Below are 24995 nucleotides of genomic sequence, written 5' to 3'. Positions count from 1 at the left end.
CGTCTTGCCCGATGCCCCGAGAGCGCCTTATGGTTTCTTTCAAGCAGACCTTCCTCGATCGGACGAAGGTGGAGACGGCTCCCGCGCCATCGGGGGCCGTTCGCATGTGCGGTGGCGGCCAGTCTCCCTTCCCCCAAGGGTAACGGGGGCGCTGAACCTACGAGTTCGCCCGCCGAGAGTGCGAAAACGTGATTTGACAAGCCTCCGGCGGGAATCTGGCTGGTTCGGATTCATGGCTTTCTGATCCATCAACCAGTAATAGCGCTGATGAGAGCCGTGCGGCGGGCGTCGCGCGCATTTATTCAGGCAAGGCGTGAGTGGCTGATTCCGGGCCTGATGCCGCGCAGAAGCTGTCAGCTATTTTCGACGGATGACAGAACGGGGATGGCTCGGGCCGTCATATTTCGACGACAGTCCCGAATCGTACGGTGACGGCCTCACGCTCCCGCTGCCGACCCGCGCACTGCGTGAAGCCATGACACGGCTGCGGGAGTTGGCCGAACAGCCCCGGCCGGGCGGGGCCGAGGAACTCCTCGACGCGCTGTGTCGTCTGAGGGCCATAGAGCGGTCCGTCGAGGCGGAGAAAGCCTTGCTCATCGCCGAGTTGCTGGCGAGCGGGGGAACGTGGCAGAAGGCCGCCGACTCCTGTCGGGTCCAGAAGCAGACACTGCACAAGGCCTTCAAGGACAAGGTCACCGCGGTCTCCTCCATCTGCAACGACCGCTCGTCCGGGAAGGCCCTCCATCTGATGGGCCTCCTTCATCCGGAGACCGTCGCTCGTCTGATCCGGCTGGGGCACGTCGAGGAAGAAATCGTGGTCGTCAACGGGCGCAGCAAGCGTGTGCTCCGGCGCACCGACTCGGCGATCGCCTCTGACGGGCGTGGCCCCGAGCGGAGGCCTCAAGGGCATCGGGCCGTCCCGCCCGGACGGTTGAGACGAGCCCCGCTTCCGCAACGCCGGTCCGGCTGAGCCGCCCCTGTACGGACGCCGCCGCTGTCCACTCGGCCCTGAGTGTCGAGTGCCACCTCGGCAAGGGCCGCCGGGAGTGCCGACGGCCCTTGTTTCTATGGGAGTTGTTCGGTCAGGTGCGGCAGCGGAGGCCGTCGGGGCGGTAGAGGGAGCGGACGACGAACTCGGGGTTGAAGTGGACACCCGGGGAGACGGTCTGTTTGCGGCCCCGGTACTCGGTCTCGCTGTAGATGCACCACGTCGCACCGGTCCGGTTGTAGACCGACCGGGCCCCGGCGTTCAGACCGACGCGGCTGAGGTCGTCCGCACCATTGGTGAAGCCGACGCGGGCCCCGCTCCCGTCGTACGAAGCCCACGCGCAGAACCGGTTGTCCGGACAGTCGCCGAACGACCGGGCGCCTGCTGCTGTCGAGGGGAAGGCGGCCAGTGCGAGCAGAACGGCGGCGGCTGCCGTCGCTCGTGTGATTGCCCATGCTTTCAACGGAATCCATCACTCCTTGGAGTCGATCGAGCGCGAACGGTTCGATGCTAGGGGGGAGCGGCATCGCCTGCCGATCACTCCTTCGGGTAATGGGGGTGCGCGGGGCTGACAGAGCTAGGGCGTGAGCCGACGGCTGGGCCGCCCCCGCCGCGCAGACGGCCACCGCCGGATCGGGCGGTGGCCGTCTGGGGCGCGGAAGTTTCGGTCAGCCCGCCGCGAGGAGTTCGAGGGTGTCGATCACGCGGTTCGAGAAGCCCCACTCGTTGTCGTACCAGGCGACCACCTTGATGTGGCGGCCGTCCACGCGGGTCAGGGCCGAGTCGAAGATGGAGGAGGCCGGGTTGCCGGTGATGTCGGTGGAGACCAGGGGGTCCTCGGAGTATTCGAGGATGCCGGACAGGCGGCCCTGGGCGGCGGTGCGGTAGGCCGTCAGGACATCGTCGCGGGTCACCTCGCGGGTGACCATGGTGTTGAGTTCGACGATCGAGCCCACCGGCACCGGCACCCGGATCGAGTCCCCCGACAGCTTGCCGTCCAGGTTCGGCAGCACCAGGCCGATCGCCTTGGCCGCGCCGGTCGTGGTGGGGACGATGTTGACGCCGGCGGCGCGGGCGCGGCGCGGGTCGCGGTGGGGGCCGTCCTGGAGGTTCTGCTCCTGGGTGTAGGCGTGCACCGTGGTCATGAACCCGTGCTCGATCCCGGCGAGTTCGTCGAGGACCTGCGCCAGCGGGGCGAGCGCGTTGGTGGTGCAGGACGCGTTCGAGACGATCGTGTGCGCGGCGGGGTCGTACGCGCCGGTGTTGACGCCGTACGCGAGGGTGACGTCCGCGCCGTCCGACGGGGCGCTGACCAGGACCTTCCGCGCGCCTGCGGCCAGGTGCGCACCGGCGGCCTTCGCCGAGGTGAAGCGGCCCGTGGCCTCCAGGACGACGTCCACGCCGAGCTCCGCCCACGGCAGCTGCGCGGGCTCGCGCTCGGCCAGGACCTTGATGCGGCGGCCGTCGACGACGAGGGTGTCCCCGTCGGTGGTCACCGGGCGGCCCAGCCGGCCGGACGTGCTGTCGTAGGCGAGGAGGCGGGCGAGCGCGGCGGGCTCGGTGAGGTCGTTGACGGCGACGATCTCCAAAGCGCCGCTGCCCAAGGCGCCGTCGGTTCCCGAAGCGCTCTCCCGTTCCAGCAGCGCGCGCAGCACATTGCGTCCGATGCGGCCGAATCCATTGATGGCGATGCGAGTCATGAGTGGTGTCCCTTCCCTTCGTCCACCAGGCTCGCCCGTGCCGCGCACCGCTGACAGTGGCCGGATCGCCATGGTTCACAAGCATCCCGCCACGCGGAATCACTCGCCCCGGGTGAACGTGCGCCGGTACTCGCTCGGCGTCGTGCCGAGGATCCGCTGGAAGTGCAGGCGCAGATTCGCGCCGGTGCCGAGACCGACGTCGGCGGCGATCTGCTCGACCCCGCGCTCCGAGCGTTCCAGCAGCTCACGGGCCAGGTCGATACGGGCCCGCATCACCCACTGCATCGGCGTGCACCCGGTCTCCTCCACGAAGCGCCGCGAGAACGTGCGCGCCGAGACCTCGGCCTGCCGCGCGAGGACCGCGAGGGTGAGCGGCTCGCCCAGATGCCGCAGCGCCCACTCCCGGGTCGCCGCGAACCGCTCGCCCAACGGCTCGGGGACGCTGCGCGGCACGTACTGGGCCTGGCCGCCGCTGCGGTAGGGGGCGGCGACCAGCCGCCGGGCCGCGTGGTTGGACGCGGCCACACCCCGGTCGGCGCGCAGGATGTGCAGGCACAGGTCGATCCCGGAGGCGGCGCCGGCCGAGGTGAGCAGGCTGCCCTCGTCGACGAACAGCACGTTCTCGTCGACCCGCACCAGCGGATGCCTCGCCGCCAGCGCCCGCGTGTAGTGCCAGTGCGTCGTCGCCCGCCGCCCGTCGAGCAGCCCGGTCGCGGCGAGCGCGAACGCCCCCGTCGAGATCGCCGCGAGCCGGGTGCCCTGCGCGTGGGCGGCGGTCAGCGCGTCGACGACGGCGCGCGGCGGGTCGTCGCGGTCGGGGAAGCGATACCCCGGGACGAAGACGATGTCGGCCCACGTCAGCGCGTCCAGCCCGTGCGCCACGTGATAGGCGAGCCCGTCCCCGCCGGCCACCAGCCCCGGCGCCGCCCCGCAGACCCGCACCTCGTACGGCATGCTCGCGCGGGTCGTGAAGACCTGCGCGGGGATACCGACGTCGAGCGGTTTCGCGCCGTCGAGGACGAGGACGGCGACGCGGTGCAGGCGGGAGGGGGGCACGGGGGGCACGGGGAGAGGGTACGTGGGGACGAGGGACACGGAGCCGACGTACGGCCGCGCCCCCAGTGGCCCCGGCCCGCCGCGCCTCGCGCCCCCTGCCCCCCCGCCCCCTCAGAGATCCAGCACCAGCTCCGCGCTCCGCGAACGCGAGCAGCAGATCGTGAGCTGCGTGTTCGCCGCCCGCTCCGCCTCCGTCTGGACCTCGTCCCGGTGGTCGGGCTCGCCGGACAGGACCGGGGTCAGGCAGGCGCCGCACATGCCCTGCTCGCAGGAGAGCTCGACCTCCACGCCGGCCTCGGTGAGGACTTCGGCGATGGTCTTCTCCGCCGGTACGAGGTAGCTCGCGTCGGTGCTGGCGACCCGGACCCGGAACTCGCCGCCGGCGGATGTGCCGGGCTCCGGGGCGGCCGGGGTGAAGCGCTCCAGGTGGAGTTGGTCCGGCCGCCAGCCCGCCGCCGTCGCCGCCTCGGTGACGTGCCGCATGAAACCGTCCGGACCGCACACGTAGACCAGCGCCGCCGGATCGGGCTCGCGCAGCTCGGCGGGCAGCCCCGCGCGGACGCTGTCGCCCAAGTCGCTTCGGTGCGACCGGAGTTGACCGGCGAACGCGGACCCCTCGATCCGCTCCAGCAGCGGCGCCTCACCGGCCGTGTAGTGGTGCAGGACGAACTCGGCCCCGTTCGCGGCGAGTTGCTCCGCCATCGACAGCAGCGGGGTGACGCCGATGCCGCCCGCGACGAGGACGTACCGCCGGGCGGGCAGCAGCGGGAAGAGGTTGCGCGGGGCGGAGATCCGTACCTGATCGCCGGTCGTGAGATCGCGGTGCAGGGCCGTGGAGCCGCCGCGCCCGGTGTCGTCGCGGCGTACGCAGATCAGGTAACGGCCGCTGTCGGCGGGGGAGTTGAGGAGGGAGTACGGGCGGATCAGGGACGGTCCCAGGTGGACGTCGATGTGGGCGCCCGCCTCGAAGGGCGGCAACTGGTCCGCCGGGTCGGCCGGGCGGAGTTCGTACATGCGGCTCGTGCCGGACGGGCAGGCCAGGGTGACGGCGTGGACGACGGTCTGCATCGGGAGGGGCCCCTTCACGCCGTGAAGAAGTGGCTCAGGCCCAGGTCGCGCAGGCCGCGGCGGTAGGCGATGGAGCTGCGGTCGGCGGGGATGTGGACCTCCAGTTTGGGGTCCAGGGGGAGGTTCTCGGGTTTCTGGACCTCGACGATCGCGCGGTCCTCCTCGAACACCGTGCGGTTGAAGTCGTATACGTTCCGCACTGGCTGGTCGGTGTCGAAGTTGCGGGCGATGGGCGCGAACATGCGGGTGTGGCGGGCGGAGACGGGGGAGGCGGCGTTCATGATGCTGAGCAGTCCGCCGTCGGGGAAGTGCACGACGAGCGTGGCCGTGAACGGCAGGTGCACGTCGAAGCGGCGCAGCCAGCGGAAGCCGGGCGGGGCCTCTTTCGTGCCGCGCGGGTAGTTGCTGACGGTGCTCCAGTAGTCGACGGAGTGGCCGTGCTCATGGCGGACCGGCGTGTAGTCCGGGACCTCCAGGTTGTCCGGGTCGCCGAAGGACTCCAGGTGGACGAAGCCGAAGTGGGCGACGTCGAGGAAGCCCTCGACCTGCCGGCCGGCGAAGGCGGCGATGTCGATCCAGGGGCAGTTGATCTGCTGGAAGCCGGCGTCGTCCCAGTGCGGCATGGCCGGGAGCACCGGTTCCGCGCCGGGGTCCAGGCACGTCCACACCAGGCCGTAGCGCTCGACGGCCGGGTAACTGCGCAGGTTGAGCCGGCTCGGGATCTTCGCGGCGGGGTGCGCGGGTACGTCCGTGCAGCGCCCGCCCGCCCCGAAGCGCAGGCCGTGGTAGCCGCAGCGGATGCCGCTCCCGTCGCCGGCGCCGTAGCCCTTGCTGAGCGGGACGCCGCGGTGGGGGCAGATGTCGCCGGCGACGACGATCTCGCCGGCGGCGCGGTAGACCACCAGGGGTTCGTCGAGGAGGCGGACGGGGACGGGGGCTTCGGCGATCTCCGTCGAGAGGGCGACCGGGTACCACTGGCGGGCGAGGATCGCCCAGTCGGCGGGGTCGAAGGTGCAGTCTCGGGGGAGGGTGACGGGGGTTTGGGCGAGCGTGGGCATGGGGGTCCTTCGCAGGGGGCCGGAGCTGACGGGGCGAGGCTCAAAAGTGGGGCTGAGGCCTTACGCCCCGCGCACCCCGTGAGCGACCCGGCCGCGCGTCCACGCCGACTGGTGGACACGGCAGCGGAGATCGGCGAGACGTCCGCGTACGAACTTCATGGCGCCGCCTCCTCTCCTGTCCGGTTTCCTGCGGTCAGGGTGACGTTGGCGGAACGTCGTGTCGGGTCCGTTCCGCGGCTGTTAAGAGTGGGTGACCTCGGGGGCGGGGTGCTCGGCGCAGGTGCGAGGGGGTTCGCGGCGGGGGAGTCGTACGCGCCGATGTTTTTGCCGTGGGTGGCTCGCAGGTGCGTTTGTGGGGCTGGGGCGTTCGGGTACGGTCGTTCGGGAGGTGGTGGTCCGTGCGACTCGTCCTCACCGGGGATCTGGACCGGCCGGGCCGGCTGGCGGTGGCCGATCTGCTCGGCTGGCCGCAGCACCGCGCCGAGGTCGCCTTCGAGTGTGCGTCCAGCGGGGTGCAGCGGCATGTCTTCACCGGTCCGCTGCTGCATGACGTCCTCATGGACGCGGGGCCCGGCTTCGATCCGGTGCGCCGCAAGGACCGGCTGCGCTTTCTGATCGCCGTGCACGGGGCGGACGGGCATCAGGCGCTGCTGTCCTGGGCGGAGATCGATCCCGATTTCGGGCGGGCGCCCGTGCTGCTGGCGGTCACGCTCGACGGTGTGCCGCTCGATCGGGCCGGGTCGCAGTTGGTGCTGCCGCAGGATCGGTGCGGGGCGCGGCACATCAGCGGGATCGACGCGATTCGGGTGGACGGGGGGTACGTCGCCTGGGGCTGAGGTGGCTCGGTGGGGGGTGCGGCGTGATCCCGGTGGGAAACCGGGCCGAAATGTTCCGGACATCACCCCATGGCAGCGTGAGCAGCCACTTCAGCTCAGGACGGAGGGGGTCGCCGTGCGTGTTCGTTCCGTGTGCTGCGCCGACCTCCGGCGCGGGGCCCGGCAGTGCGCGTGGAGCAGCGGGCGGATCGCTCACGGCCGACGGGACGGCTGAGTCCGCCGCCGCGCACAGGGTTTCCGCTTTCCGGCGGGTTCCGCTTTTCGCGTGGCCTCGGGCGGCAGCCGATACGTCGTCGTCCACCGCTTCCCCGCTCCCGTGAGGACCGCCATGCCTTCCGCCCTGCCCACCCGTTTCGGTGTCCAGCTCCCTGACTGGGTGACGTCCGAACTCGCCGACGTGCCCGATGTTTTGCCCACCGACGAGGACCGCGTCCGCGTCGTCAACCGCCTCGCCGCCCGCAACCATCAGGAGGGCACCGGCGGTCCGTTCGCCGCGCTGGTCGTCGAGACCGCCACCGGCCGTATCCGCTCGGCGGGCGTCAACTTGGTGCTGGCGTCCGGGCTCTCCTCCACCCACGCCGAGGTGGTGGCCCTCTCCCTGGCCCAAACCGCCCACGGCGGCTGGGACTTGGGCGCACCCGGCGGCCCCGCCCTCGAACTCGTCGTCAACTGGCAGACCTGCGTGATGTGTTACGGCGCCGCCATGTGGTCCGGCGTCCGCCGCCTCCTCATCGCGGGCCACGGCCGCGAGGTGGAGGACCTGACCGGCTTCGACGAGGGCCCCATGCGCGAGGACTGGGCCGAACAGTTCGGCCGCCGCGGCATCGAGGTCGTCTCCGGGGTGCTGCGGGGGGAGGCGGTCGACGTACTGCGGGCGTACGGGGAGCGCACGGACGTCGTGGTGTACAACGCGCGGGGGACGGGGGCGGTCAAGGGGCGGGCGTGAGCCGGGGGTTCTTCCCTGGGTACGGTGACCCGGTGTGTTTCTACGGCATGGTCTGCCACAAGCCGCACTACGCGTGTGTCTCCTGCCGGGTCAGCTTCAAGCGGCCTGCGGGCGGCGGGCGGGAGGAACTGCGCCCGCCCTCTGATCCGCGCTGGCGGAGAGCCCAAGTACCGGCCTCGGACGTGGGCCGATGTGCGGGTGCGGCGGGTGGTTGCCGTGCGGGACGGGGTGCCGTTGGCGGAGGTGCTGGTCCGGCCGGATCCGCTGCTTCCCTGAGCCGGTGAACTGCTGGGCCGTGCACGGGGATTGACAAGGTTGTGCAAGGTTGCCGACGATGGCGGACGCCGCTTGGGATCCCCCTGGTTGAGGATCGGCTCCCGGCGGTCACCGTCGAAAGAAATGGACCGGCAACGTGGCCCCCACCCTCACCGACGTGGCGAAACGTGCGGATGTCGCGCTTTCCACCGCCTCTCGCGCCTTCAGTGATCCGCAGCGGCTGGGGGCGGAGACCTTGCGCAAGGTGCGGCAAGCGGCTGTCGAGCTGGGGTACGAGCCGCCGGTGCGGGCTGTCGAGGTCACCCCGGGGGCCGGCACCGTCGCCGTGGTCGTTCCGGACATCGCCAACCCCGTCTTCGGCGCCTTCGTCAAGGCGGCCCAGGCGCAGGGGTGGCATCGGCGGCAGACGATCGTCCTCGCGGACACCGACTTCGACCCCGCCCGCGAGCGGGAGGTGATCGCGCATCTCGCCGCACGGTCGGCGGGGCTCGTCGTCTGCGCGCCCCGGCTCGACGCGCAGGACGTCCTGGGGCTGTGCGGGGACACCCCGGTCGTCCTGGTCAACAGGGAGAGCACGACGGCCGATTGCGTCCTCGCCGACGCGGACGACGGGCTGCGCCAAGCCGCCGAGTACCTCGCCGCCCTCGGCCACCGCCACCTCGCCTACGTCCAGGGCTCCCAGCACTCCTGGTCCAACAGCCACCGCGTCGACGCGGCCCGCGCGCAGGCCGAACGGGCGGGGCTGCGGCTGGAGGTGCTGGGCTGGCAGTCCGAGACGGTGGCCGGCGGCACCGCCGCCGCCGCGAGCGTGCTCGCTTCCGGCGCCACCGCCGTCATCGCCCACAACGACCTCGTCGCCCTCGGAGTCATCGCCGGCGCACGGCAGTTGGGCGTACGGGTCCCCGAGGACCTCAGCGTCGTCGGCATCGACGACATGCCGCTCGCCGCCACCGCCCACCCGGCCCTCACCACCATCGCCGTACCGATGGCCCGCGCCGGTTCACTGAGCCTGGAACTGCTCGCACGGGCGGTCACCGGGGACGACCACGAGCCCCGCACGCTACGGCTGCCGACCCAACTCGTCGTCCGCGACTCGACGGCACAGCCGAACTTGGCGCGCGCGGCGAACCGGGAGGAGACGTGACACTCCCGGGCCCCACCGGCCCTCGCTCTCGGCGTCTCGGCGCGCGGCCTTCCGGATTCCGCAGCCCTCGCTCTCGGCGTCTCCGCGCGCAGCCTTCCGGACCCCACGCCCCCTGCCCCCGGCATCTCCGCCCGCAGCCCGCAGGATCCCGCGCCTCCCGCCCACAGCCCGCCGGCCCCTGCGGCCCCCGCCTACAGCCTTCCGGATCCCGCGGCCCCTGCCCTAGGCATCTCCGCGCACAGCCCGCCGGCCCCTGCGGCCCCCGCCCACAGCCCGCCGGACCCCACACCCCCTGCCCCCGGGGCCTCCACCCGCAGCGCCCCGGATTCCGCCGCCCCCGCCTGCAACGTCTCCGCCCGCAACCCACCGCCCCCCGCGCCCCCCCACCCCCAGCGCCCCCGCGCACACCCCCAGAACTCCCCGGCCCCCCACCAGCCCCGGAGAACACATGCCCGCACTCACCGTCGTCGTCTCCGACCCCCATCTCCGCCACCTCCGCGAAGAGTTCGAAGCCGCCCTCCCGCCCGGCACCGCCGTCCGCTGGCCCGACCCCGGTGACCCCGGCGCGGTGCGCGAAGCCCTCGCCGGCGCCGATGTCCTCGTCTCCGGCACCTGCCCCGTCCCCGCCCCCCGCCTGAAACTGGTGCACGCCGCCGGCGCGGGCGTCGACGGGATCGATGTCGCCGCGCTCCCGCCGGGCACGCTGGTCGCCAACACCTTCCACCACGAGGACGCGATCGCCGAGTACGCCGTCGCCGCCGCGATCCTGCTCCGGCGCGGCTTCCTCCGCCAGGACGCGGCGCTGCGGCGAGGGCACTGGGAACCGCCGTCCTACCCGGGCCTCCTGACCGAGGCCACCGTCGGCTTCATCGGTTTCGGCCACATCGGCGCACGGACCTGGCAGCACTTCCACTCCCTCGGCGCGAAGGGCGTCGCCGTCACCCGACGCGGACACACCGATGCCCCTCACCTCACCTGGACCGCCACCCCCGACCACCTCCCCGCCCTCCTCGACACCTCCGACATCATCATCGTCTCCCTCCCCCTCACCCCCGGCACCACCTCACTGATCGCCGCGAAGGAGCTGGCCCGCATGAAGGACACGGCGATATTGGTGAACGTCGGCCGAGGGCCGGTCGTCGATGAGGACGCGCTGTACGACGCCCTCCGCTCCGGCGCGATCGGCGGCGCCGCCCTCGACGTCTGGTACGACTACCCGGGGGCCGACCGAGAAGGCCGGCCCAGCCGGCATCTGTTCCACGAGCTGCCCAACACCCTGATGACACCGCACTCTTCGGGGCTCGCCCGGCAGACCTTCACCCGGCGGGCGGCGGACATCGCCGCCAACATCCGGCGCCTGGCGGCAGGCGAAGACCTCAGCAACGTCGTGGCGGTGGCCGGATGAGCGGCAAGCCCGACTCCATCGTCGCCGTGGATGTCCTCATCACCAGCCCCGGGCGCAACTTCGTCACCCTCAAGGTCAGCACCGCCCAGGGACTGACCGGCTGGGGTGACGCCACGCTCAACGGGCGGGAGCTCGCCGTCGCCGCCTACCTGCGCGAACACGTCGTCCCGCTGCTCCTCGGCCGCGATCCCGCGCGGATCGAGGACACCTGGCAGTACCTCTACCGGGGCGCCTACTGGCGGCGCGGGCCGGTGACGATGACCGCCGTCGGCGCGGTCGACCTCGCGCTGTGGGACATCAAGGGGAAGACGACCGGGCAGCCCGTCCATCAGCTTCTCGGCGGGCCCGTCCGCGACCGGATCCTGGCCTACACGCACGCCACCGGCTGGGACACCCCCCAGCTCCTCGACTCCGTCGACGCCCGCCGCGCGGAGGGTTTCCTCGCGGTCCGCGCCCAGACCGGGGTGCCGGGACTCGACACCGTGTACGGGGTCAGTTCGAAGGGCGCCGGTTACGAGCCCGCCGGGCGCGGCACCGCCCCCGCCGAGGAGACCTGGGACACCGCCGCCTATCTGCGCCACGCCCCCGGCGTCCTCGCGGCGGTCCGCGACCACACCGGACCCGAGCTGCACCTCCTGCACGACGCCCACCACCGGCTCACCCCGGGCGAGGCGGCCCGGCTGGGGAAGGCGCTCGAAGACGTCGGGCTGTTCTGGCTGGAGGACGTCACCCCGGCCGAGAACCAGGAAGTGCTGCGGCACGTCCGGCGGCACACCACGACCCCGCTCGCGATCGGCGAAGTCTTCAACACCGTCTGGGAGTTCCAGACTCTGATCACCGAGCAGCTCATCGACTACGTCCGCGCCTGCGTCACGCACGCCGGCGGCATCAGCCACCTGCGGAAGATCGCCGCCCTCGCCGATGTCTGGCAGGTCAGGCTCGGCCCGCACGGCCCCTCCGACATCTCCCCGGTGGCCCTCGCCGCCTCCCTGCACGTGGGTCTCGCCACCCCCAACTTCGCCATCCAGGAGTACATGGGCTACGACCCCCTCGTCCACGAGGTCTTCCGGCACGACTGGACCTACGCCGACGGCCACCTCCACCCCGGCGACACCCCGGGCCTCGGCGTCGACGTCGACGAGGAACTGGCGGCCCGCTTCCCCTACGAACCCGCGTACCTCCCCGTGGCCCGGCGCCGCGACGGCTCGCTGACGGACTGGTGACCGTGACGGCGCACACCCTGCCCCGCCTCGGCGCCCGCAGCACCCCCGCCCTCGCGCTGCACCGCCGCACCGGCCTGGAGACCGGCGTCGTCCACCTCGGACTCGGCAACTTCCACCGCGCCCACCAGGCCGTCTACACCGCCGCCGCCCTGGAGCACGCCGACGGGCCCTGGGGCATTCTCGGTGTCGCCAGCAACTCGGCTCGGGTCGCCGACGCGCTGCGCGCCCAGGACTTCCGGTACGCGGTCGTCGAGATCGGGCCCGGGGCCGCGCGGATCGTCGTCCCCGCCGTGCACACCGGCGCGCTCGTCGCCGGCCGGGACCCGGAAGCCGTCGTCGACGCCATCGCCGCGCCCGGCACCCGGATCGTCTCCCTCACCGTCACCGAGCACGGCTACACCTTCTCGCCGCGCACCGGGCGGCTCGACCTCGGCCGTGAGGACGTGGCGGCGGATCTGCGCGGGCAGGGGCCGCCGCGCACGGTCGTCGGCCGGCTGGCCCGGGGCCTCCAGCGCCGGATGCGCGGCGACGCGGGCCCGGTCACCGTGCTCAGCTGCGACAACCTCTCCGGCAACGGCGCCCACACCGCCCGCCTGGTACGGGAGTTCGCCGCCGCCCTGCCCCCCGCCGAGGGCGCCGAACTGACCGGCTGGCTGGAGCGGTCGGTGACCTTCCCCGACACCATGGTCGACCGCATCGTCCCCGCCACCACCGACACCTACCGCACCCTCGTCGCAGATCGCCTCGGCCTGTACGACGACGCCGTGGTCCCCGCCGAACCCTTCACCATGTGGGCCCTCCAGGACCGCTTCGCCGCCGGACGCCCCGCCTGGGAAGCCGCCGGGGCCCTGTTCACCGACGACGTCGAACCCTACGAACTCCTCAAACTCCGGCTCCTGAACGGCACCCACTCCCTCATCGCCTACCTCGGCGCCCTCGACGGACAGGACACCGTCCCCGAGGCGATCGCCCGCCCCGCCATCGAGGCCGCCGCCCGCAGAGTGCTGTACGACGAGTACCTGCCGACCCTGACCGTCCCCCGGGACATCGACCCGGACGCGTACACCGCCCAGCTCTTCGAGCGCTGGGGCAACTCCGCGCTCGGGCACCGCACTTGCCAGGTCGGCTCGGACGGGTCCGGGAAACTCCGCCAGCGGGTGCCCGACCCGGCGCTGCACCACCTCGCCCAAGGCCGGATGCCCCACCATCTGGCGCTCACGGTCGCCGCCTACCTGTGCTGCATGACCCGCGACGCCGGACCGCACGCCGCCGCCATGTCCGACCCGGCCCGCCCCGCCCTGCGCGAGAGCGCCGGACAGGCCACGTCCGTACGGGACTTCGTCACCTCGGTGCTCGACGGCGGGCTCCTCGGCGAGGGGCTGCGCGCCTACCCCGCCTTCGCCGCCCGGGTCGCCGAGTTCACCGACGTCCTCACCCGGCACGGAGTGGCCGCCGCGACCCTGGAGGCGGCCGGCACCTGAGACAAGGCCGCAGGGCTCATCCATCCCATTCAAGGAGGCATGGCAGATGGACACTCCCGCGCAATCCCTGAAGAACAGCACCGCCCCGGTGCAAGCCCCGCCCGCCGACCCCCGCGCGGTACGCCGCGCGGCCTGGGCGGGCCTGGTCGGCACCGCCCTCGAACAGTACGACTTCGTCATCTACGGCACCGCGTCCGCGCTGGTCTTCGGGGACCTGTTCTTCCCCGGCGTCTCCCCGGCCGCCGCCCTGCTCGCCAGCTTCGCCGCCTACGCCGTGGGCTTCGCCGCCCGCCCCCTCGGCGGACTGTTCTTCTCCCGCTACGGCGACCGGCTCGGCCGCAAGTGGGTCCTGATCACCACCCTGTTCCTGATGGGCGTCTCCACCTTCGCCATCGGACTGCTGCCGACCTATGCCCAGGTCGGCGTCACCGCCCCGGCCCTGCTCGTCGTCTGCCGCTTCTTCCAGGGCTTCGGCGCCGGCGCGGAACAGTCCGGCGGGGCCACGCTGCTCACCGAGACGGCGGCGAGCGGGCGGCGCGGACGGTTCGCGGCGCTGGTCATGACGGGCGCCGCGCTCGGCACCGTCATGGGCGCCGCCGCCTGGATGCTCGCCCAGCTGCTGACCGAGGAGCAGCTGATGAGCTGGGGCTGGCGGCTCGTCTTCGCCAGCAGCCTCCTGGTCACCGTCGCCGCCGCCGTGATCCGCCGCAAGCTCGTCGAGAGCCCGGTCTTCACGGACCTCGAACGGCGTGAGGAGAAGGCCGCCTCGCCGGTCAAGGAGGTGTTCCGGCACGGCCGCAAACCCACGCTGCTGGTGCTGTTCATGAACGTCGGCGTCAGCTCCCAGTCGTACACCTACCAGGTGTTCATGGCGTCCTACCTGGTCTCCTCGGTCGGCGTCGACGCCTCCCTCGTGCCCAAGGTGCTGATGGTCGGCGCCGCCTGCGGGGGGCTCGCGGCCATCGGGTTCGGGGCGCTGTCGGACCGGGTCGGGCGCAAACCGGTGTACGTGGCCATCCTGACCGCGCTCGTCCTGCTGCCGGGGCCGTCGTTCGTGGCGCTCAACACGGGGTCGACGGCCGCGATCACCGTCACGATGATCGTCGGGTTCGTGCTGGCGGCGCAGGGCGCGGTCGGGGTCCAGATGAGCTACTTCCCCGAGCTGTTCGGCAGCCGCTACCGGTACGCCGGGGTCACGCTGGGCCGCGAGTTCTCCTCCGTGCTCGGCGGCGGCGTCGCCCCGCTGATCTGCGCCTCGCTGCTCACGGCGTACTCCGGTTCCTGGATTCCGGTCGCCGTCTACATGGGGCTGATGGCGGTCGTCAGCCTGGCGGCGTCGCTGCTGGCGCCGGAGACGCGGGACCGCGATCTGACCGGTCCGGCCGACGCGACCGCCCGGTGACGCGGCGCGGCGGGCCGTTCCCCGGCCCGCCGCGCCTGCCGGTCAGGGGAGTCTGACCAGCGTGTAGTCGTCGCAGTACCCGGCCGCCGAGCCGGTGTTCTTGTAGCAGTAGACGCCCGCCGAGGTGGCCGTGGCACCCGTGGTGAAGAACAGCGGCTGCTGGGCGTAGCCGGTCGCGGAGGTCCGCAGGTACGTCTCCGTACCCCCGAAGTCCCTGACGCCGACCGCCACTTCCTCACCCGAGGTGGCGACCTTCGCCCAGCCGGCCACGAGGTAGGTGCCGGAGGAGGCGAGCCCGGTGACCGTCTGGATCGCACCGCTCCCGGCGGGCGCGGTCTGGAGCGCGTACGTCCCCGTGCGCGCGTTGGACGACACCACGCTCGACGCCGTCCCCGTGCTCTGCGTCCACGGGGTCAGCGCGCCCGTCTCGAAGCCGGGGTTGGTGACCGCGTTGGCGGCGGAGGACAGGGGCTCGACCGCGAGGTCGTCGCAGTAGCCGGCGCCGCTGCCGCCCGCGTTCTTCCAGCAGTAGACGGTGGCCGACGTGCTGGCGGAACCGGTGGTGAAGACGACGGCCGCCTGGCGGTAGGACGTGGTGGCGACGTTGGTGTACGTCTCCGTGCCGCCGAAGTCCTTCACACCGACCGCGAGGGTCTCGCCGGCGGTGGCGACCTTGGCCCAGCCGGTCAGCAGATACGTCGTGTTGGCGCTCAGCCCGGTCAGGGTCTGGTTGACGCCGCTGCCGCTCGCCGCCGTGGTCAGCGCGTTGCCGCCGGTACGGGCGTTCGCCGCGGTGACCGACGCGGCGCTGCCGCTGGCCTGGGTCCAGGGACTCAGCGCGCCCGACTCGAAACCGGCGTTCGCGAGGAGGTTGCCGCCGGTGCCGTTGTACGCGCCGATGTTGGGCGCGGCGGTGGCGGAGACGGCGTTGCCGAAGGCGTCCTTGCCGCCGTTGGAGGCGATGACGGCGCCCGCCCGGATCACCGGGGAGGACGGGTGGACCTGGTAGGAGTTCACCCCGGTACCCGGGTTGCGGAACTCGGGGTCGGTCGTGACCTTCGCCGCGTCGGCGGGCTCGGAGGCGGGGTGGCTGCCGTAGAAGAGGTTGTTGGAGTAGGTGGAGGCGCCGGTGGTGGAGAAGTAGCCGCCGGTGCCGTAGTTGAAGACCGCGTTGTTCTGGAAGGACAGCGACCCGGAGATGCTGGAGCCCGCGCGGGAGTACAGGATCGGGGTGTTCAGGCCGCTCTTGTTGACGTACAGGCTGTTGTTGTAGATCAGCGGGACGGCGGCCGTACTGCCGCTCTGGTTGGGGACGCCGCCGACGAAGTGGAAGACACCGGTGCCGTGTGTCGGCGTCCCGGCGGCCGGGCAGCCCGCGTTGGAGCCGTCGTTCTCGCTGACGTTGTAGCGGATCACCGTGCCGTCGCTGGGCACGGTCGAGGTCGGCTCGTTGGCGATGCTGAACGGCGGCATGACCAGCATGAAGCCGCCGAGGTTCTGGTGGCTGTAGTTGTACTGGAACGTGGTGTTGTGGTTGCCCCAGTCGACGTCGTAGCCGGTGCCGTCGGCGCCGTTGACGTGGCAGTACACCTCGTTGTTCTGCACCACCGTGTTGGAGCTGCCGGACATCCAGATGCCGGCCGAGGCGCCGTTGCAGTACTGGCCCGACGGCGGGCAGGTGTTCTTGGCGCCGCCGTAGCCGGCCTTGTTGCCGTCGATGAGGGCGCCGTCGTTCTTGACGACGAGGATGTCGTCCGCGCCGTCGTAGGTCATCGTGTTGTTCCGGATGACCGTACCGGTGGTCAGACCGGTGCCCTGGCCGTCACCGTCGGGGGTGACGGCGACGGCTATGCGGTCGACGTGGTCGAAGGTGTTGTTCTCGACGACGACGTCGTCCCAGGTCGAGACCGGCGTGGTGTGGTCGGTCTGGACGCCGACGCCCGCGTTGGTGGCGTACCAGCCGCCGCCGTAGCCGGTGATGTCGTGGATGTACATGTCGTGCACGCGGATGTGGTGCAGGATCCCGCCGGAGCTGTTCTCGGCGAGGACGCCCGAGCGGTAGGCGGGCGCGGAGGCCGCGTTGGTCAGCTCCAGGCCGCCGATGTCCCAGTACTGCTGGTTCAGCAGGCGGATGACGGGGCCGGTGGCGCCGTTCGCGTTGATCACGGGCTTCGCGCCGGACCCGTACGCGCCCATCGTGACCGGGCTGCCCGAGGCGCCGGAGCCCGCCGGGGTGAGCTGGCCGGTGCAGGTGGTGCCGGCGGCGAACAGGATGCTGTCGCCGGCGCCGAACGTCGTGCCGTTGACGCTGCTCAGCGCGTTCCAGGGGCTGGACTGGGTGCCGCTTCCGTTGCTGGCGGCCGAGCAGTTGACGTAGTAGGTGGTGCCCGCCGCGAGCGCGGCGTGGGCCGGGACCAGGAGTGCTCCCGCCGACATGGCGAGGAGGGCCAGAACGCGGGACACGGTTCTGCGACGCTTCATCGCGACGCTCCTTGCTGGGTGATCGAATTCCCGGCGCCGCGGGTCGCGGCGCGGGGCTTCCCGCACCGGGGGCGAGACCCCCGGAGTCCGTGATTCAGCGCGCGGCGAGCGCGCCCGGGACGGCCGTCTCCAGCACCGACGCGTGCCGCATCCCCGCCGGCAGCCCCAGGGAGACCGGCTCCCACGCGGTGCCGTCCTCGCTGCGCGCCGCCCCGTACCGCCCTTCGAGGAAGTGATCGAAGATCATGATCCAGTCGCCGCCCCGGCGGAACAGCGAAGGCCCTTCCACCACCGACGGCGTGACCGGCCCGAGCGGCGCGGAGTACGGGCCGCCGGGCGTCGCGAACGTCGTGAGGTGGATGTCCTTGTGGGCGGTGGCCAGGTCGTTGACGCCGCGTTCGTCCTTGAAGGCCATGAGGAAACCGCCGCCGTCCGCCTCGCGCACGGTCGCGTCGATGACGGAGTGCCCGGGGTCGAAGAACAGCGCGGACGCCGAGAACGTACGGAAGTCCTCGGTGGTGCAGTGCCAGATGCGGTGGTCCTGGGAGACGTGCTCGTAGTCCTGCGCGGTGGCGCCGGGGGCCACGACCGACGACCAGATGAGGTGGTGCAGGCCGGTCGCGCGGTCCAGGAAGAACTCCGGGGCCCACGCGTTCTGCGCGCCCGCCACCTCCGCCATCACCGGGATCAGCTTCTGCTCCGACCAGTCGACCAGGTCGGGGGAGGTGGCGTGGACGATGTACGGGCTGGTCCAGCCGTCGGTGGCCAGCAGGTGGAACAGCCCGTCGGGGCCGGTGCCGAGGAAAGGGTCGCGCAGTCTGCCGGTGCCGACCGAGCCCCGCAGCACGGGCCGGCCGCCGTCGACCGCCGTGAACTCCTCGCCGTCGTGGCTGTAGGCCAGGTGCAGGGCTTCGTCGGCGTCGGTGAAGTAGGACACGACGTACATCGGTGGGGGGTCCTTTCCAGGACGAGAAGGAGGGTCAGGACTTGACGGCGCCCGCGGACATGCCGGCCACCACATGCCGCTGGAGGAAGACGAAGATCAGCAGCAGCGGCGCCACGCCGAGCAGCGCGGCGGGGAAGAGGGTGGTGGGCTGCACGGTGTGCGGGTCGATGAACGAGTAGGCGTTCACCATGACCGTCCGCTTGTCCGGGTCCTGGAGGAAGACCAGCGGGACCAGCAGGTCGTTCCAGACCTGGAGGGAGACGAACGTCAGCAGCGTGCTGGTGATCGGGCGCAGCAGCGGCAGGATGATCGTGAAGAAGGTGCGCAGCGCGCCGCAGCCGTCCAGCGCGGCGGCCTCCTCCAGGTCCACCGGGATCGAGCGGACGAAGCTCGTGTAGAAGAAGACGGCGACCGGCAGGAACATCGCCGTGTACACGAAGACGACGCCCGTGTAGCTGTCCAGCAGGTTCAGATCGCGCATCAGCAGGTACAGCGGCGCGACGACGACGAAGACCGGGACCGACGTGCCCAGGATGAACAGCCGGTACACCCACGTCGACCAGCCCTGGGTGATCCGGGCCAGCGGATAGCTCGCCAGCGAGCCGATCACCGTGATGCTCAGACAGGACAGGCCCGTGATGAGCAGCGTGTTGAGGGCGCTGCGGCCGTAGTGGATCTGGCTGAAGGCGTCCGAGAAGTTCTTCAGCGTGAAGGAGTGCGGCACGCCCAGCGGGGAGCGCGCCACGTCGGCGGCCGTGCGCAGCGAGGTGACGACGGTGAACAGGAACGGCAGGACGAACACCAGCACGGCGAGGCAGAGCAGGACGGTGCCCACGGGGCCGGCGGCGCGCCGCCACGTACGGTGCAGGGGGGTGGAGTTGGAGGTCATGGCTGGTTGCCGCCCGTCAGATTCGTCGCTCGCGCAGGCGGAGCAGTGAGGAGGTGGCGCTGGACAGGACGACCACGGTCACCAGGAGCAGCACCGAGATCGCGATGCCGAGGGCGAACTTCCCGCCGCCGAACACGTTCCGGAAGACCAGCGTGGTCAGGGTCTCGGTGGAGCCCGCGGGGCCGCCGTTGGTCAGGACCAGGGGGAACTCGAAGACCTTCAGCGAGCCGATCAGGCTGAGGGTCACGTTGACCGTCAGCGCGGGGGCCAGCATCGGCCACTCCACGCTGCGAAAGCGCCGCCAGCCGCTCGCGCCGTCCACCGCCGCCGCGTCCAGGAGTTCGGTGGGCACGCTCATGTAGCCGGCCAGGAAGATCGCGCAGGAGTACCCCGCGAACATCCATATGTTGACCGCCGCCACCGCGTACAGGGCGGTCGAGGTGTCGCCGAGCCATACGTGCTCCAGCGAGCCGGCGCCGAGCAGGCGCAGCAGCGCGTTGATGCCGCCGTCCGGGGCGAACAGGTACGACCAGATGAACGCCGCCATCACCGGGGAGACCAGGGTCGGCGTCAGCAGCACCACGCTCAGCGCCTTGCGGACCTTCGGGCGGCGGAACAGCATGCTCGCGAAGAACAGACCCAGCGCGTTCTGGGCGGTCACCACGACCGCCGCGTACAGCACGGTGTGCCACAGGGCGGCGCTGACGTCCGGGTCGTCGGCCATGGCCCGGTACTGCTCGGCCCCGACGAAGTGCGCGATCGGTCCGCCGAGGCTGTCGGTCATGCTCAGATAGACGCCGCGGGCCAGCGGATACAGCATGAACGTGCCGTACACGGCGATCGCCGGCAAAAGAAAGGCGACCATGGTGGCACGCCGTCTGTGGAACACGGGGGAACTCCTTGGTCTGGGGGGAGGGGAGGGGGAGGAGCGGGGGAGCGGGGAAGCAGGGGGAGAGGGGGCGGCTGGGTGCGGGGGTGGCGGAGTTGGGTATGCCGGGGCTGGCGGGCTGGCGGGCTGGCGGGCTGGCGGGCTGGCGGGCTGAGGGAGGCTGGGGTGTGGCGGGGCCGGCGGGGCTAGGGGGGTGGGCGGCGCCGGGGTTGCCGGGGGCAGGGGAGGCTGGGGTGCGCCGGGGGCGGGGGCTGCTGGTCGTATGAGCCGCGTTGGCGAACTCGGCGGCGGTGAACTCCGCTGCTGCGGTGGCGACTTGACCGTGTGTCGGGTGCGGGGAGGTTGGGTGGTGCGGGGGCGGTGGGCCGCTTGGCTGCTGGTCGGGCGGCTGTCTCGCTTGCTTTGCTGCTCCGGGTTGTCGGCTGTCTCGGTTGGCGAACTCGGCGGCGGTGAACTCCGCTGCTGTGGCGGCGGCTTGACCGTGTGTCGGGTGCGGGGAGGTTGGGCGGCGCTGGGGCGGCGGGGCGCTTGGCTGCTGGTCGGGCGGCTGTCTCGGTTGCCCAACTGCCCGGCTGCCGCAGCTCCTTGTCCGGCCGGCTGCCCGGCTTGCCTTGCTGCTCCAGCTCGCTGACTGTTTTCGTTGCCCAACTGCCCGGCTGCCGCAGCTCCTTGACCGGCCGGCTGCCCGGGCTTGCGTTGCTGCTCCAGTTCGCCAGCTGTCTCCGTTGGCCAACTGCCCAGTTGCCGCAGCTCCTTGACCGGCCGGCTACCTCGCCGCTCACTGCCCAGCCGCTCGGCCCGCCCAACTGCCGCAGCTCCCCGACTGCTCAGTCACCCGGCCGCTCGGTCCGCCCAACTGCTGCGGCCCGCCCAACTCCCCAGCCGCTCAGCCCCGTTCGCTCCCCCCGCTCCGCTACTTCTCCGAAGCCGCGCTCTGGATGTCCTTCAGTGTCTGGGTGGCCGACGCCTTGCCCAGGAGGTAGGCCTGGAGCTTGGAGCCCGTTGCCGTTTCGGCTGCTGTGCCGTACCAGGAGTTGGAGGGGAGGATGCGGTAGCGGCCGTCCTTGAACGCCGCGGTGAACGCCGTGGTCTCGGTGGACTCCGGAGTCGTGCCGCCGGTGAACGGGGACTCCGCGTGCTCGGCGTCCAGATACTTCGCGAGGTTCGCGTTCTGGGACCAGAAGTCGACATACGCGCGGGCCGCGTCGGACTTCTGGGACTGGGAGTTGACCGCCCACATGGTGCCCGCGAACAGCATGCCGTTCGGCTTCGTACCCGCCGCCCCGCCGGGCCAGGGCGCGAAGGAGACGGGGAAGCCGGCCTTCTTGACGTTGGTGACCTGCCAGGCGCCCTGGTACCAGAAGGCACTCTTGCCGGCGCTGAAGTCCTGCGCGCCCTGCGCCCACTCGTCGACGCCGAGTGAGTTCTTCCAGTCGACGTACCCGCCGTCCTCCAGCGCCTTCAGCTGGTCCAGCGGCTCTTTCCAGTCGGGGTCGAAGGACGCCTTGCCGGCGGCGAAGTCGGCGTCCCACTGCTTGTTCTTCTGGTAGACGACCGTCGACCCGCTCGCCTGGAACACCGAACTCCCGGTCCAGCCCGCCTTGTCGGGCAGGGATATCGGGGTGATGCCGGCCTTCTTCAGCTTGCCGAGATCCGCGAGGAAGGCCGGCCAGTCGGCGGGCACCTCGGTGATCCCGGCCTTCTTCAGCAGCTCCATGTTCGCGTACATGCCGATACCGATCAGCTCCATCGGCATGGCGTACGTCTTGCCGTCCGCCTGCGCGAAGGGCTTCGCGTCGGGCGCGATCCGGCTCGCCCAGGACTCCTTGGACAGGTCGGCGAGATACCCGGAGGCACCCCACTTCTTCATCTTGTCGGTGTCGACCATGATGACGTCGCCGGCCTTGCCGCCCAGCAGTTCGGGCTGGAGCTTCTGCGTGTAGGTGTCGTTCGCGGTGATGTACTCGAAGTCCACCTTGATCTTCGGATGCGCCGCCTCGAACGCCTTGTTGATCTCCGCGACGTTCGCCGGCTCCGCGCCGCCGCCCTTCCACGCCTCCACGTGCAAGGTGACCGTGCCGTCACTGGACGCGCCGTCCGAACCGCCGCCGCACGCGGTCAGCGACAGCGCCAGCGCGGCGACCGAGCCGACGGCCGCGACGTATCTCCCAGAATGCTTCATTGCATACCTCGCCCACAGTCGGAGGTCCGTGGCGGAGCGCACCGACATGTCATGTCTCAGGGGATTGCTGGTGGTTGATCAGGCCAGCCCGTTTCCGTGTGGGTATCGGGGCTGACGTAGGCAGAAGGGCCGGTGGGCCTGAGTTGCGGCGTATGGCGGGCGCCGCTGGACCGGGACTGTAACGCAAAACTTACGCGACATCTACACGTAACTTTCCGTGGTCGAAGTGTCCGGCTGTGGACACTGTGTGTGCCTTGGCGCAGAAGGATGCCGCCTGGCATCGGCGCCGCCTTATCGTTACAGTTCCCCTGGGTGTTCCCGGCAGGTTTCCCCGGGGGTCCCGACCGAGGCCGGACGGAAGAGGGAGTGGACGTGGCAGGGCGGGTGACCATCGCGCAGGTGGCCGAGGAGGCCGGTGTCTCCGCGATGACCGTGTCCAACGTGGTGAACGGCAAGCCGGGCGCCTCGGAGGAGACCCGCCGCAGAGTCATGGAGGTCGCCGACCGGCTCGGCTACCGCCCGAACGTCTCGGCCCGCAACCTCAAGGCCGGCCGCAGCGGCCTCGTCGGCCTCATCGCCCTCGACCTCACCAGCCAGTACGGCCTGGAGATCCTGCGCGGCGTCGCCGACGAACTCGCCAGCGCGGAACAGGAGTTGCTCGTCAACGCCTCGTACCACGACGCCGTGCGGGAGAAGGACCGGATCGAGTTCCTCGGCCGCGGTCTCGTCGACGGACTCCTGCTGATCGCCCCTGTCCTGGAGGGCGACACGCTCGCGCTGCTGCGCCGCCGGCAGCTGCCCTGCGTGATCATCGACCCGCGCCGGCTGGACGTACCGCTGCCCCGCCTGACCGTGGACAACTACCACGGCATGCGCCAGGGCACCCAGCACCTGCTCGACCTCGGCCACACCCGCATCGCCTACCTCCGCGGCGACGAGGACCTGGAGAGCACCTCCGTCCGCTTCCAGGGCTACGAGGACGCGATGCGGCTCGCGGGACTGGAGATCGACGCGAACCTGATCGCCTCCTGCGACTTCACCTACGCCTGCGGATTCCGCACCGCGACCCGGCTGATCACCGAGCACCGGCCGACGGCGATCGTCGCCGGCGCCGACCTCATGGCGCTGGGCGCCGTCGACGCGGCCCGCGCGCTCGGGCTCAGTGTCCCGGCCGACTTCTCGGTCGTCGGCTTCGACGACCTCCCGCAGGCGGCGCAGAGCTTCCCCGGCCTGACCACCGTCCGCCAGCCGCTGCACGACATGGGGCAGAAGGCGGCCCGGGCACTGCTCTCACTGATCGACGGGCAGAAGCTGCTGATGGAGCACATGGAGGTCGGGACGGAGCTGGTGCTGCGCAACTCGACCGGGCCGGTGGGGTAAGCGCCGCCGCCATCTTGACAGTGAAACTTGACTTACTGTTTCCTTCTGGAGTAATTCGGTTTCTATCCGGGGAGCAGGGCGTGGCGGCGGATCCAAAGGAGCTGGGTTCGCACATCCGCCGGCTCCGCCGGGAAGCGGGCCTCTCCCAGGCCGACCTCGCGGGCCCCGACCTCTCACCGAGCTACGTCTCCCTCGTCGAGGCCGGGAAGCGCACCCCGTCCGCCGAGGTTCTGCGCCAGTTCGCCGACCGCCTGCGCTGCGACCCCGCCGAACTCCTCGGCCACGTCGGCCACGTCGAGGTCCAGGACGTCGAACTCACCCTGCGCTACGCCGAGATGGCCCTCCACCACGGCGACCCGGACTCCGCCCTGCGCTCCTTCCGCGAGGTCCAGGAGAAGGCGCACAAGACCGAGCACCCCGACCTCTGGTACCGCGCCGAGTCGGGAGTCGCCCGCGGCCTGGAACTCAGCGGCCGGCTCGAAGAGGCCGTGGAACATTACGAGGGCCTGCGCCAGGACTCCCTGCGCGCCCCCGACCGCGTGTCCTCGCTGGCCTACGTCGTCCCGCTGTGCCGCTGCTACCGGGAGCTGGGCGACCTCTCGCACGCCATCGACCTGGCCGAAGGCGTCCTCACCGAACTCGACACCCTCGGCGTCCCCGCCACCCTGCACAGCGTCGAGATCGCCTCCACCCTGGTCGGCCTGCACTACGAGCGCGGCGACCTCAGCCGCGCCGCCTACCTGGCCGCCCGGACCATCGAGCGGGCCCAGAAGACCGACGACCGCAAAGCGCTCGGCGCCGCCTACTGGAACGCCAGCGTCGTCATGAACAAGCGAGGCAAACGAGCCGACTCCCTCATGCTCGTCGAACGCGCCCTGGCCATCTACTCCGAGGGCGACGACGAACGCGCCCTGGCCCGGCTGCGCAATGCCTACGCCAGCCTCCTGCTGAAGACCGACCGGCCCGACGCCCAGGCCGCGAGGAAACTCCTCGACCAGGCCGCCCGCAGCCTCGCCAAGTCCGGCAGCAACGTCGACCTCGCGTACTGCGAGACCGCCATGGCCCGCACCCACCTCATCCTGGGCGACCCCGACGAGGCCGTCCGCCGCGCCGCCCACGCCCTGGAACTCCTCGGCTCCCAGCACCGCCTGGAGGCCGCCCGCGCCCTGACGGAACTGGCCGCCGCCCATCTCGCCCGCGGCGACCAGAAGGCCGCGCAGGCCGCCTGCGAGCGCGGCGCCCTGATGCTGGAGGCGTCCGAGATGGGCCGGCAGGCCGGTCTCGCCTGGGCCGAACTGGCCGAGATGCTGGAGGCGAGCGGCGAGCACGAACGCGCGCTGCACGCCTACCGCGAGGGAATGCGCTGCATGGGCTGGCGCCGCTCACAGGTCAACGCGCCGACCCAGGCCTGAGCCCCGTCAGGTGTTGACGCCGCAGCACAACGGCGTCCCGCTGGCCCGGACCTCCGCCGTCCTCGCGGGCGCGGGAGCCGCCAGCGCCAGGGTGGAGACGAGACCGACGAGCGCCGCGAGACCGATGAGACGGCCGACGCGCCCGGAGAGATTTATACGCATGTGATGCTCCTTTTTCAGTGCTGTACGAGCGTATTGCTCACGGTAATCGGGTTGTTTATGAATTCCGGAAA

At 71.5% G+C, this 24995-nt stretch carries 21 protein-coding genes; 10 read left to right on the top strand and 11 right to left on the bottom strand.

Going from position 1 to position 24995, the window contains the following annotated elements:
- Positions 1 to 370: 370 nt before the first annotated feature.
- Positions 371 to 970 carry a hypothetical protein gene (locus ACYUD3_RS10705; protein WP_470967221.1) on the top strand — a complete coding sequence of 200 codons (600 nt, stop codon included), beginning with the start codon at positions 371 to 373 and terminating at the stop codon, positions 968 to 970.
- Positions 971 to 1082: 112 nt separating this feature from the next.
- On the opposite strand, the gene ACYUD3_RS10700 is transcribed toward ACYUD3_RS10705, so the two are convergent.
- The 5 genes from ACYUD3_RS10700 to ACYUD3_RS10680 all read right to left on the bottom strand — a co-directional run bounded on the left by ACYUD3_RS10700 (position 1083) and on the right by ACYUD3_RS10680 (position 5870).
- Positions 1083 to 1451: a peptidase inhibitor family I36 protein gene (locus ACYUD3_RS10700; protein ID WP_470967218.1), complete on the bottom strand. Its 369-nt coding sequence runs from the start codon at positions 1449 to 1451 to the stop codon at positions 1083 to 1085.
- A 205-nt stretch (positions 1452 to 1656) separates the two neighbouring features.
- Positions 1657 to 2688: a type I glyceraldehyde-3-phosphate dehydrogenase gene (gap, locus tag ACYUD3_RS10695; protein ID WP_470967216.1), complete on the bottom strand. Its 1032-nt coding sequence runs from the start codon at positions 2686 to 2688 to the stop codon at positions 1657 to 1659.
- A 99-nt stretch (positions 2689 to 2787) separates the two neighbouring features.
- Positions 2788 to 3744: a GlxA family transcriptional regulator gene (locus tag ACYUD3_RS10690; RefSeq protein WP_470967431.1), complete on the bottom strand. Its 957-nt coding sequence runs from the start codon at positions 3742 to 3744 to the stop codon at positions 2788 to 2790.
- Between the two features lie 111 nt (positions 3745 to 3855).
- Positions 3856 to 4812, bottom strand: coding sequence for a PDR/VanB family oxidoreductase (locus ACYUD3_RS10685; RefSeq protein WP_470967214.1), 957 nt, complete (start codon positions 4810 to 4812; stop codon positions 3856 to 3858).
- A gap of 14 nt (positions 4813 to 4826) precedes the next feature.
- Positions 4827 to 5870, bottom strand: a complete 1044-nt coding sequence (locus tag ACYUD3_RS10680) for an aromatic ring-hydroxylating oxygenase subunit alpha (RefSeq protein WP_470967212.1) — start codon at positions 5868 to 5870, stop codon at positions 4827 to 4829.
- Positions 5871 to 6268: 398 nt separating this feature from the next.
- Here ACYUD3_RS10680 and ACYUD3_RS10675 point away from each other — a divergent pair, with 398 nt between their 5' ends.
- The 7 genes from ACYUD3_RS10675 (at position 6269) to ACYUD3_RS10645 (ending at position 14583) form a co-directional block, all read left to right on the top strand.
- On the top strand, positions 6269 to 6706 hold the full coding sequence (locus ACYUD3_RS10675) for a molybdopterin-dependent oxidoreductase (RefSeq protein ID WP_470967209.1): 438 nt from the start codon (positions 6269 to 6271) through the stop codon (positions 6704 to 6706).
- 328 nt (positions 6707 to 7034) lie between these two features.
- The gene (locus ACYUD3_RS10670) at positions 7035 to 7652 is read left to right on the top strand and encodes a tRNA-specific adenosine deaminase (RefSeq protein ID WP_470967207.1); all 618 of its coding nucleotides are present in this window, start codon (positions 7035 to 7037) and stop codon (positions 7650 to 7652) included.
- Between the two features lie 433 nt (positions 7653 to 8085).
- Positions 8086 to 9072 (top strand): LacI family DNA-binding transcriptional regulator, encoded by a 987-nt coding sequence (locus ACYUD3_RS10665; RefSeq protein WP_470967205.1) that lies wholly within the window; start codon positions 8086 to 8088, stop codon positions 9070 to 9072.
- 448 nt (positions 9073 to 9520) lie between these two features.
- The gene (locus ACYUD3_RS10660) at positions 9521 to 10477 is read left to right on the top strand and encodes a 2-hydroxyacid dehydrogenase (RefSeq protein WP_470967202.1); all 957 of its coding nucleotides are present in this window, start codon (positions 9521 to 9523) and stop codon (positions 10475 to 10477) included.
- Positions 10474 to 11700: a D-mannonate dehydratase ManD gene (gene manD / locus ACYUD3_RS10655; protein ID WP_470967201.1), complete on the top strand. Its 1227-nt coding sequence runs from the start codon at positions 10474 to 10476 to the stop codon at positions 11698 to 11700. Before ACYUD3_RS10660 ends, manD begins: the two co-directional genes overlap by 4 nt.
- 2 nt (positions 11701 to 11702) lie before the next feature.
- On the top strand, positions 11703 to 13181 hold the full coding sequence (locus tag ACYUD3_RS10650) for a mannitol dehydrogenase family protein (protein WP_470967198.1): 1479 nt from the start codon (positions 11703 to 11705) through the stop codon (positions 13179 to 13181).
- 46 nt (positions 13182 to 13227) lie between these two features.
- Positions 13228 to 14583: an MFS transporter gene (locus ACYUD3_RS10645; RefSeq protein WP_470967196.1), complete on the top strand. Its 1356-nt coding sequence runs from the start codon at positions 13228 to 13230 to the stop codon at positions 14581 to 14583.
- 42 nt (positions 14584 to 14625) lie between these two features.
- Here ACYUD3_RS10645 and ACYUD3_RS10640 read toward each other — a convergent pair whose 3' ends face one another.
- The 5 genes from ACYUD3_RS10640 to ACYUD3_RS10620 all read right to left on the bottom strand — a co-directional run bounded on the left by ACYUD3_RS10640 (position 14626) and on the right by ACYUD3_RS10620 (position 21970).
- Complete coding sequence (locus ACYUD3_RS10640; protein ID WP_470967193.1) at positions 14626 to 17064, bottom strand: carbohydrate binding domain-containing protein; 2439 nt, start codon at positions 17062 to 17064, stop codon at positions 14626 to 14628.
- A 94-nt stretch (positions 17065 to 17158) separates the two neighbouring features.
- Positions 17159 to 18010 carry a glycoside hydrolase family 43 protein gene (locus ACYUD3_RS10635; RefSeq protein ID WP_470967191.1) on the bottom strand — a complete coding sequence of 284 codons (852 nt, stop codon included), beginning with the start codon at positions 18008 to 18010 and terminating at the stop codon, positions 17159 to 17161.
- A 34-nt stretch (positions 18011 to 18044) separates the two neighbouring features.
- Entirely contained in the window at positions 18045 to 18899 is an 855-nt protein-coding gene (locus ACYUD3_RS10630; protein ID WP_470967189.1) for a carbohydrate ABC transporter permease, read from the bottom strand.
- Between the two features lie 16 nt (positions 18900 to 18915).
- Complete coding sequence (locus tag ACYUD3_RS10625; protein WP_470967186.1) at positions 18916 to 19788, bottom strand: carbohydrate ABC transporter permease; 873 nt, start codon at positions 19786 to 19788, stop codon at positions 18916 to 18918.
- A 913-nt stretch (positions 19789 to 20701) separates the two neighbouring features.
- Positions 20702 to 21970: an ABC transporter substrate-binding protein gene (locus ACYUD3_RS10620; protein ID WP_470967183.1), complete on the bottom strand. Its 1269-nt coding sequence runs from the start codon at positions 21968 to 21970 to the stop codon at positions 20702 to 20704.
- Positions 21971 to 22342: 372 nt separating this feature from the next.
- Here ACYUD3_RS10620 and ACYUD3_RS10615 point away from each other — a divergent pair, with 372 nt between their 5' ends.
- Together ACYUD3_RS10615 and ACYUD3_RS10610 are read left to right on the top strand one after the other, a co-directional pair.
- Positions 22343 to 23350: a LacI family DNA-binding transcriptional regulator gene (locus ACYUD3_RS10615; protein ID WP_470967182.1), complete on the top strand. Its 1008-nt coding sequence runs from the start codon at positions 22343 to 22345 to the stop codon at positions 23348 to 23350.
- 80 nt (positions 23351 to 23430) lie between these two features.
- Positions 23431 to 24762 carry a helix-turn-helix domain-containing protein gene (locus ACYUD3_RS10610; protein WP_470967179.1) on the top strand — a complete coding sequence of 444 codons (1332 nt, stop codon included), beginning with the start codon at positions 23431 to 23433 and terminating at the stop codon, positions 24760 to 24762.
- Positions 24763 to 24768: 6 nt separating this feature from the next.
- Here the strand turns inward: ACYUD3_RS10610 and ACYUD3_RS10605 are convergent, their stop codons facing one another.
- A complete protein-coding gene (locus tag ACYUD3_RS10605) occupies positions 24769 to 24924 on the bottom strand; it encodes a hypothetical protein (RefSeq protein ID WP_470967177.1) in 156 nt (51 codons plus the stop codon).
- Between the last annotated feature and the right edge of the window lie 71 nt (positions 24925 to 24995).

This window comes from Streptomyces sp. AMJ-169 (assembly GCF_055597585.1).
This window is presented reverse-complemented; position numbering and strand designations above follow the sequence as displayed.

Coding starts and splice junctions, on each gene's coding strand:
- ACYUD3_RS10705 (WP_470967221.1), top strand. CDS start 371: ATGACAGAACGGGGATGGCTCGGGCCGTCATATTTCGACGACAGTCCC.
- gap (WP_470967216.1), bottom strand. CDS start 2,688: ATGACTCGCATCGCCATCAATGGATTCGGCCGCATCGGACGCAATGTG.
- ACYUD3_RS10685 (WP_470967214.1), bottom strand. CDS start 4,812: ATGCAGACCGTCGTCCACGCCGTCACCCTGGCCTGCCCGTCCGGCACG.
- ACYUD3_RS10680 (WP_470967212.1), bottom strand. CDS start 5,870: ATGCCCACGCTCGCCCAAACCCCCGTCACCCTCCCCCGAGACTGCACC.
- ACYUD3_RS10670 (WP_470967207.1), top strand. CDS start 7,035: ATGCCTTCCGCCCTGCCCACCCGTTTCGGTGTCCAGCTCCCTGACTGG.
- ACYUD3_RS10660 (WP_470967202.1), top strand. CDS start 9,521: ATGCCCGCACTCACCGTCGTCGTCTCCGACCCCCATCTCCGCCACCTC.
- manD (WP_470967201.1), top strand. CDS start 10,474: ATGAGCGGCAAGCCCGACTCCATCGTCGCCGTGGATGTCCTCATCACC.
- ACYUD3_RS10645 (WP_470967196.1), top strand. CDS start 13,228: ATGGACACTCCCGCGCAATCCCTGAAGAACAGCACCGCCCCGGTGCAA.
- ACYUD3_RS10640 (WP_470967193.1), bottom strand. CDS start 17,064: ATGAAGCGTCGCAGAACCGTGTCCCGCGTTCTGGCCCTCCTCGCCATG.
- ACYUD3_RS10635 (WP_470967191.1), bottom strand. CDS start 18,010: ATGTACGTCGTGTCCTACTTCACCGACGCCGACGAAGCCCTGCACCTG.
- ACYUD3_RS10630 (WP_470967189.1), bottom strand. CDS start 18,899: ATGACCTCCAACTCCACCCCCCTGCACCGTACGTGGCGGCGCGCCGCC.
- ACYUD3_RS10620 (WP_470967183.1), bottom strand. CDS start 21,970: ATGAAGCATTCTGGGAGATACGTCGCGGCCGTCGGCTCGGTCGCCGCG.
- ACYUD3_RS10605 (WP_470967177.1), bottom strand. CDS start 24,924: ATGCGTATAAATCTCTCCGGGCGCGTCGGCCGTCTCATCGGTCTCGCG.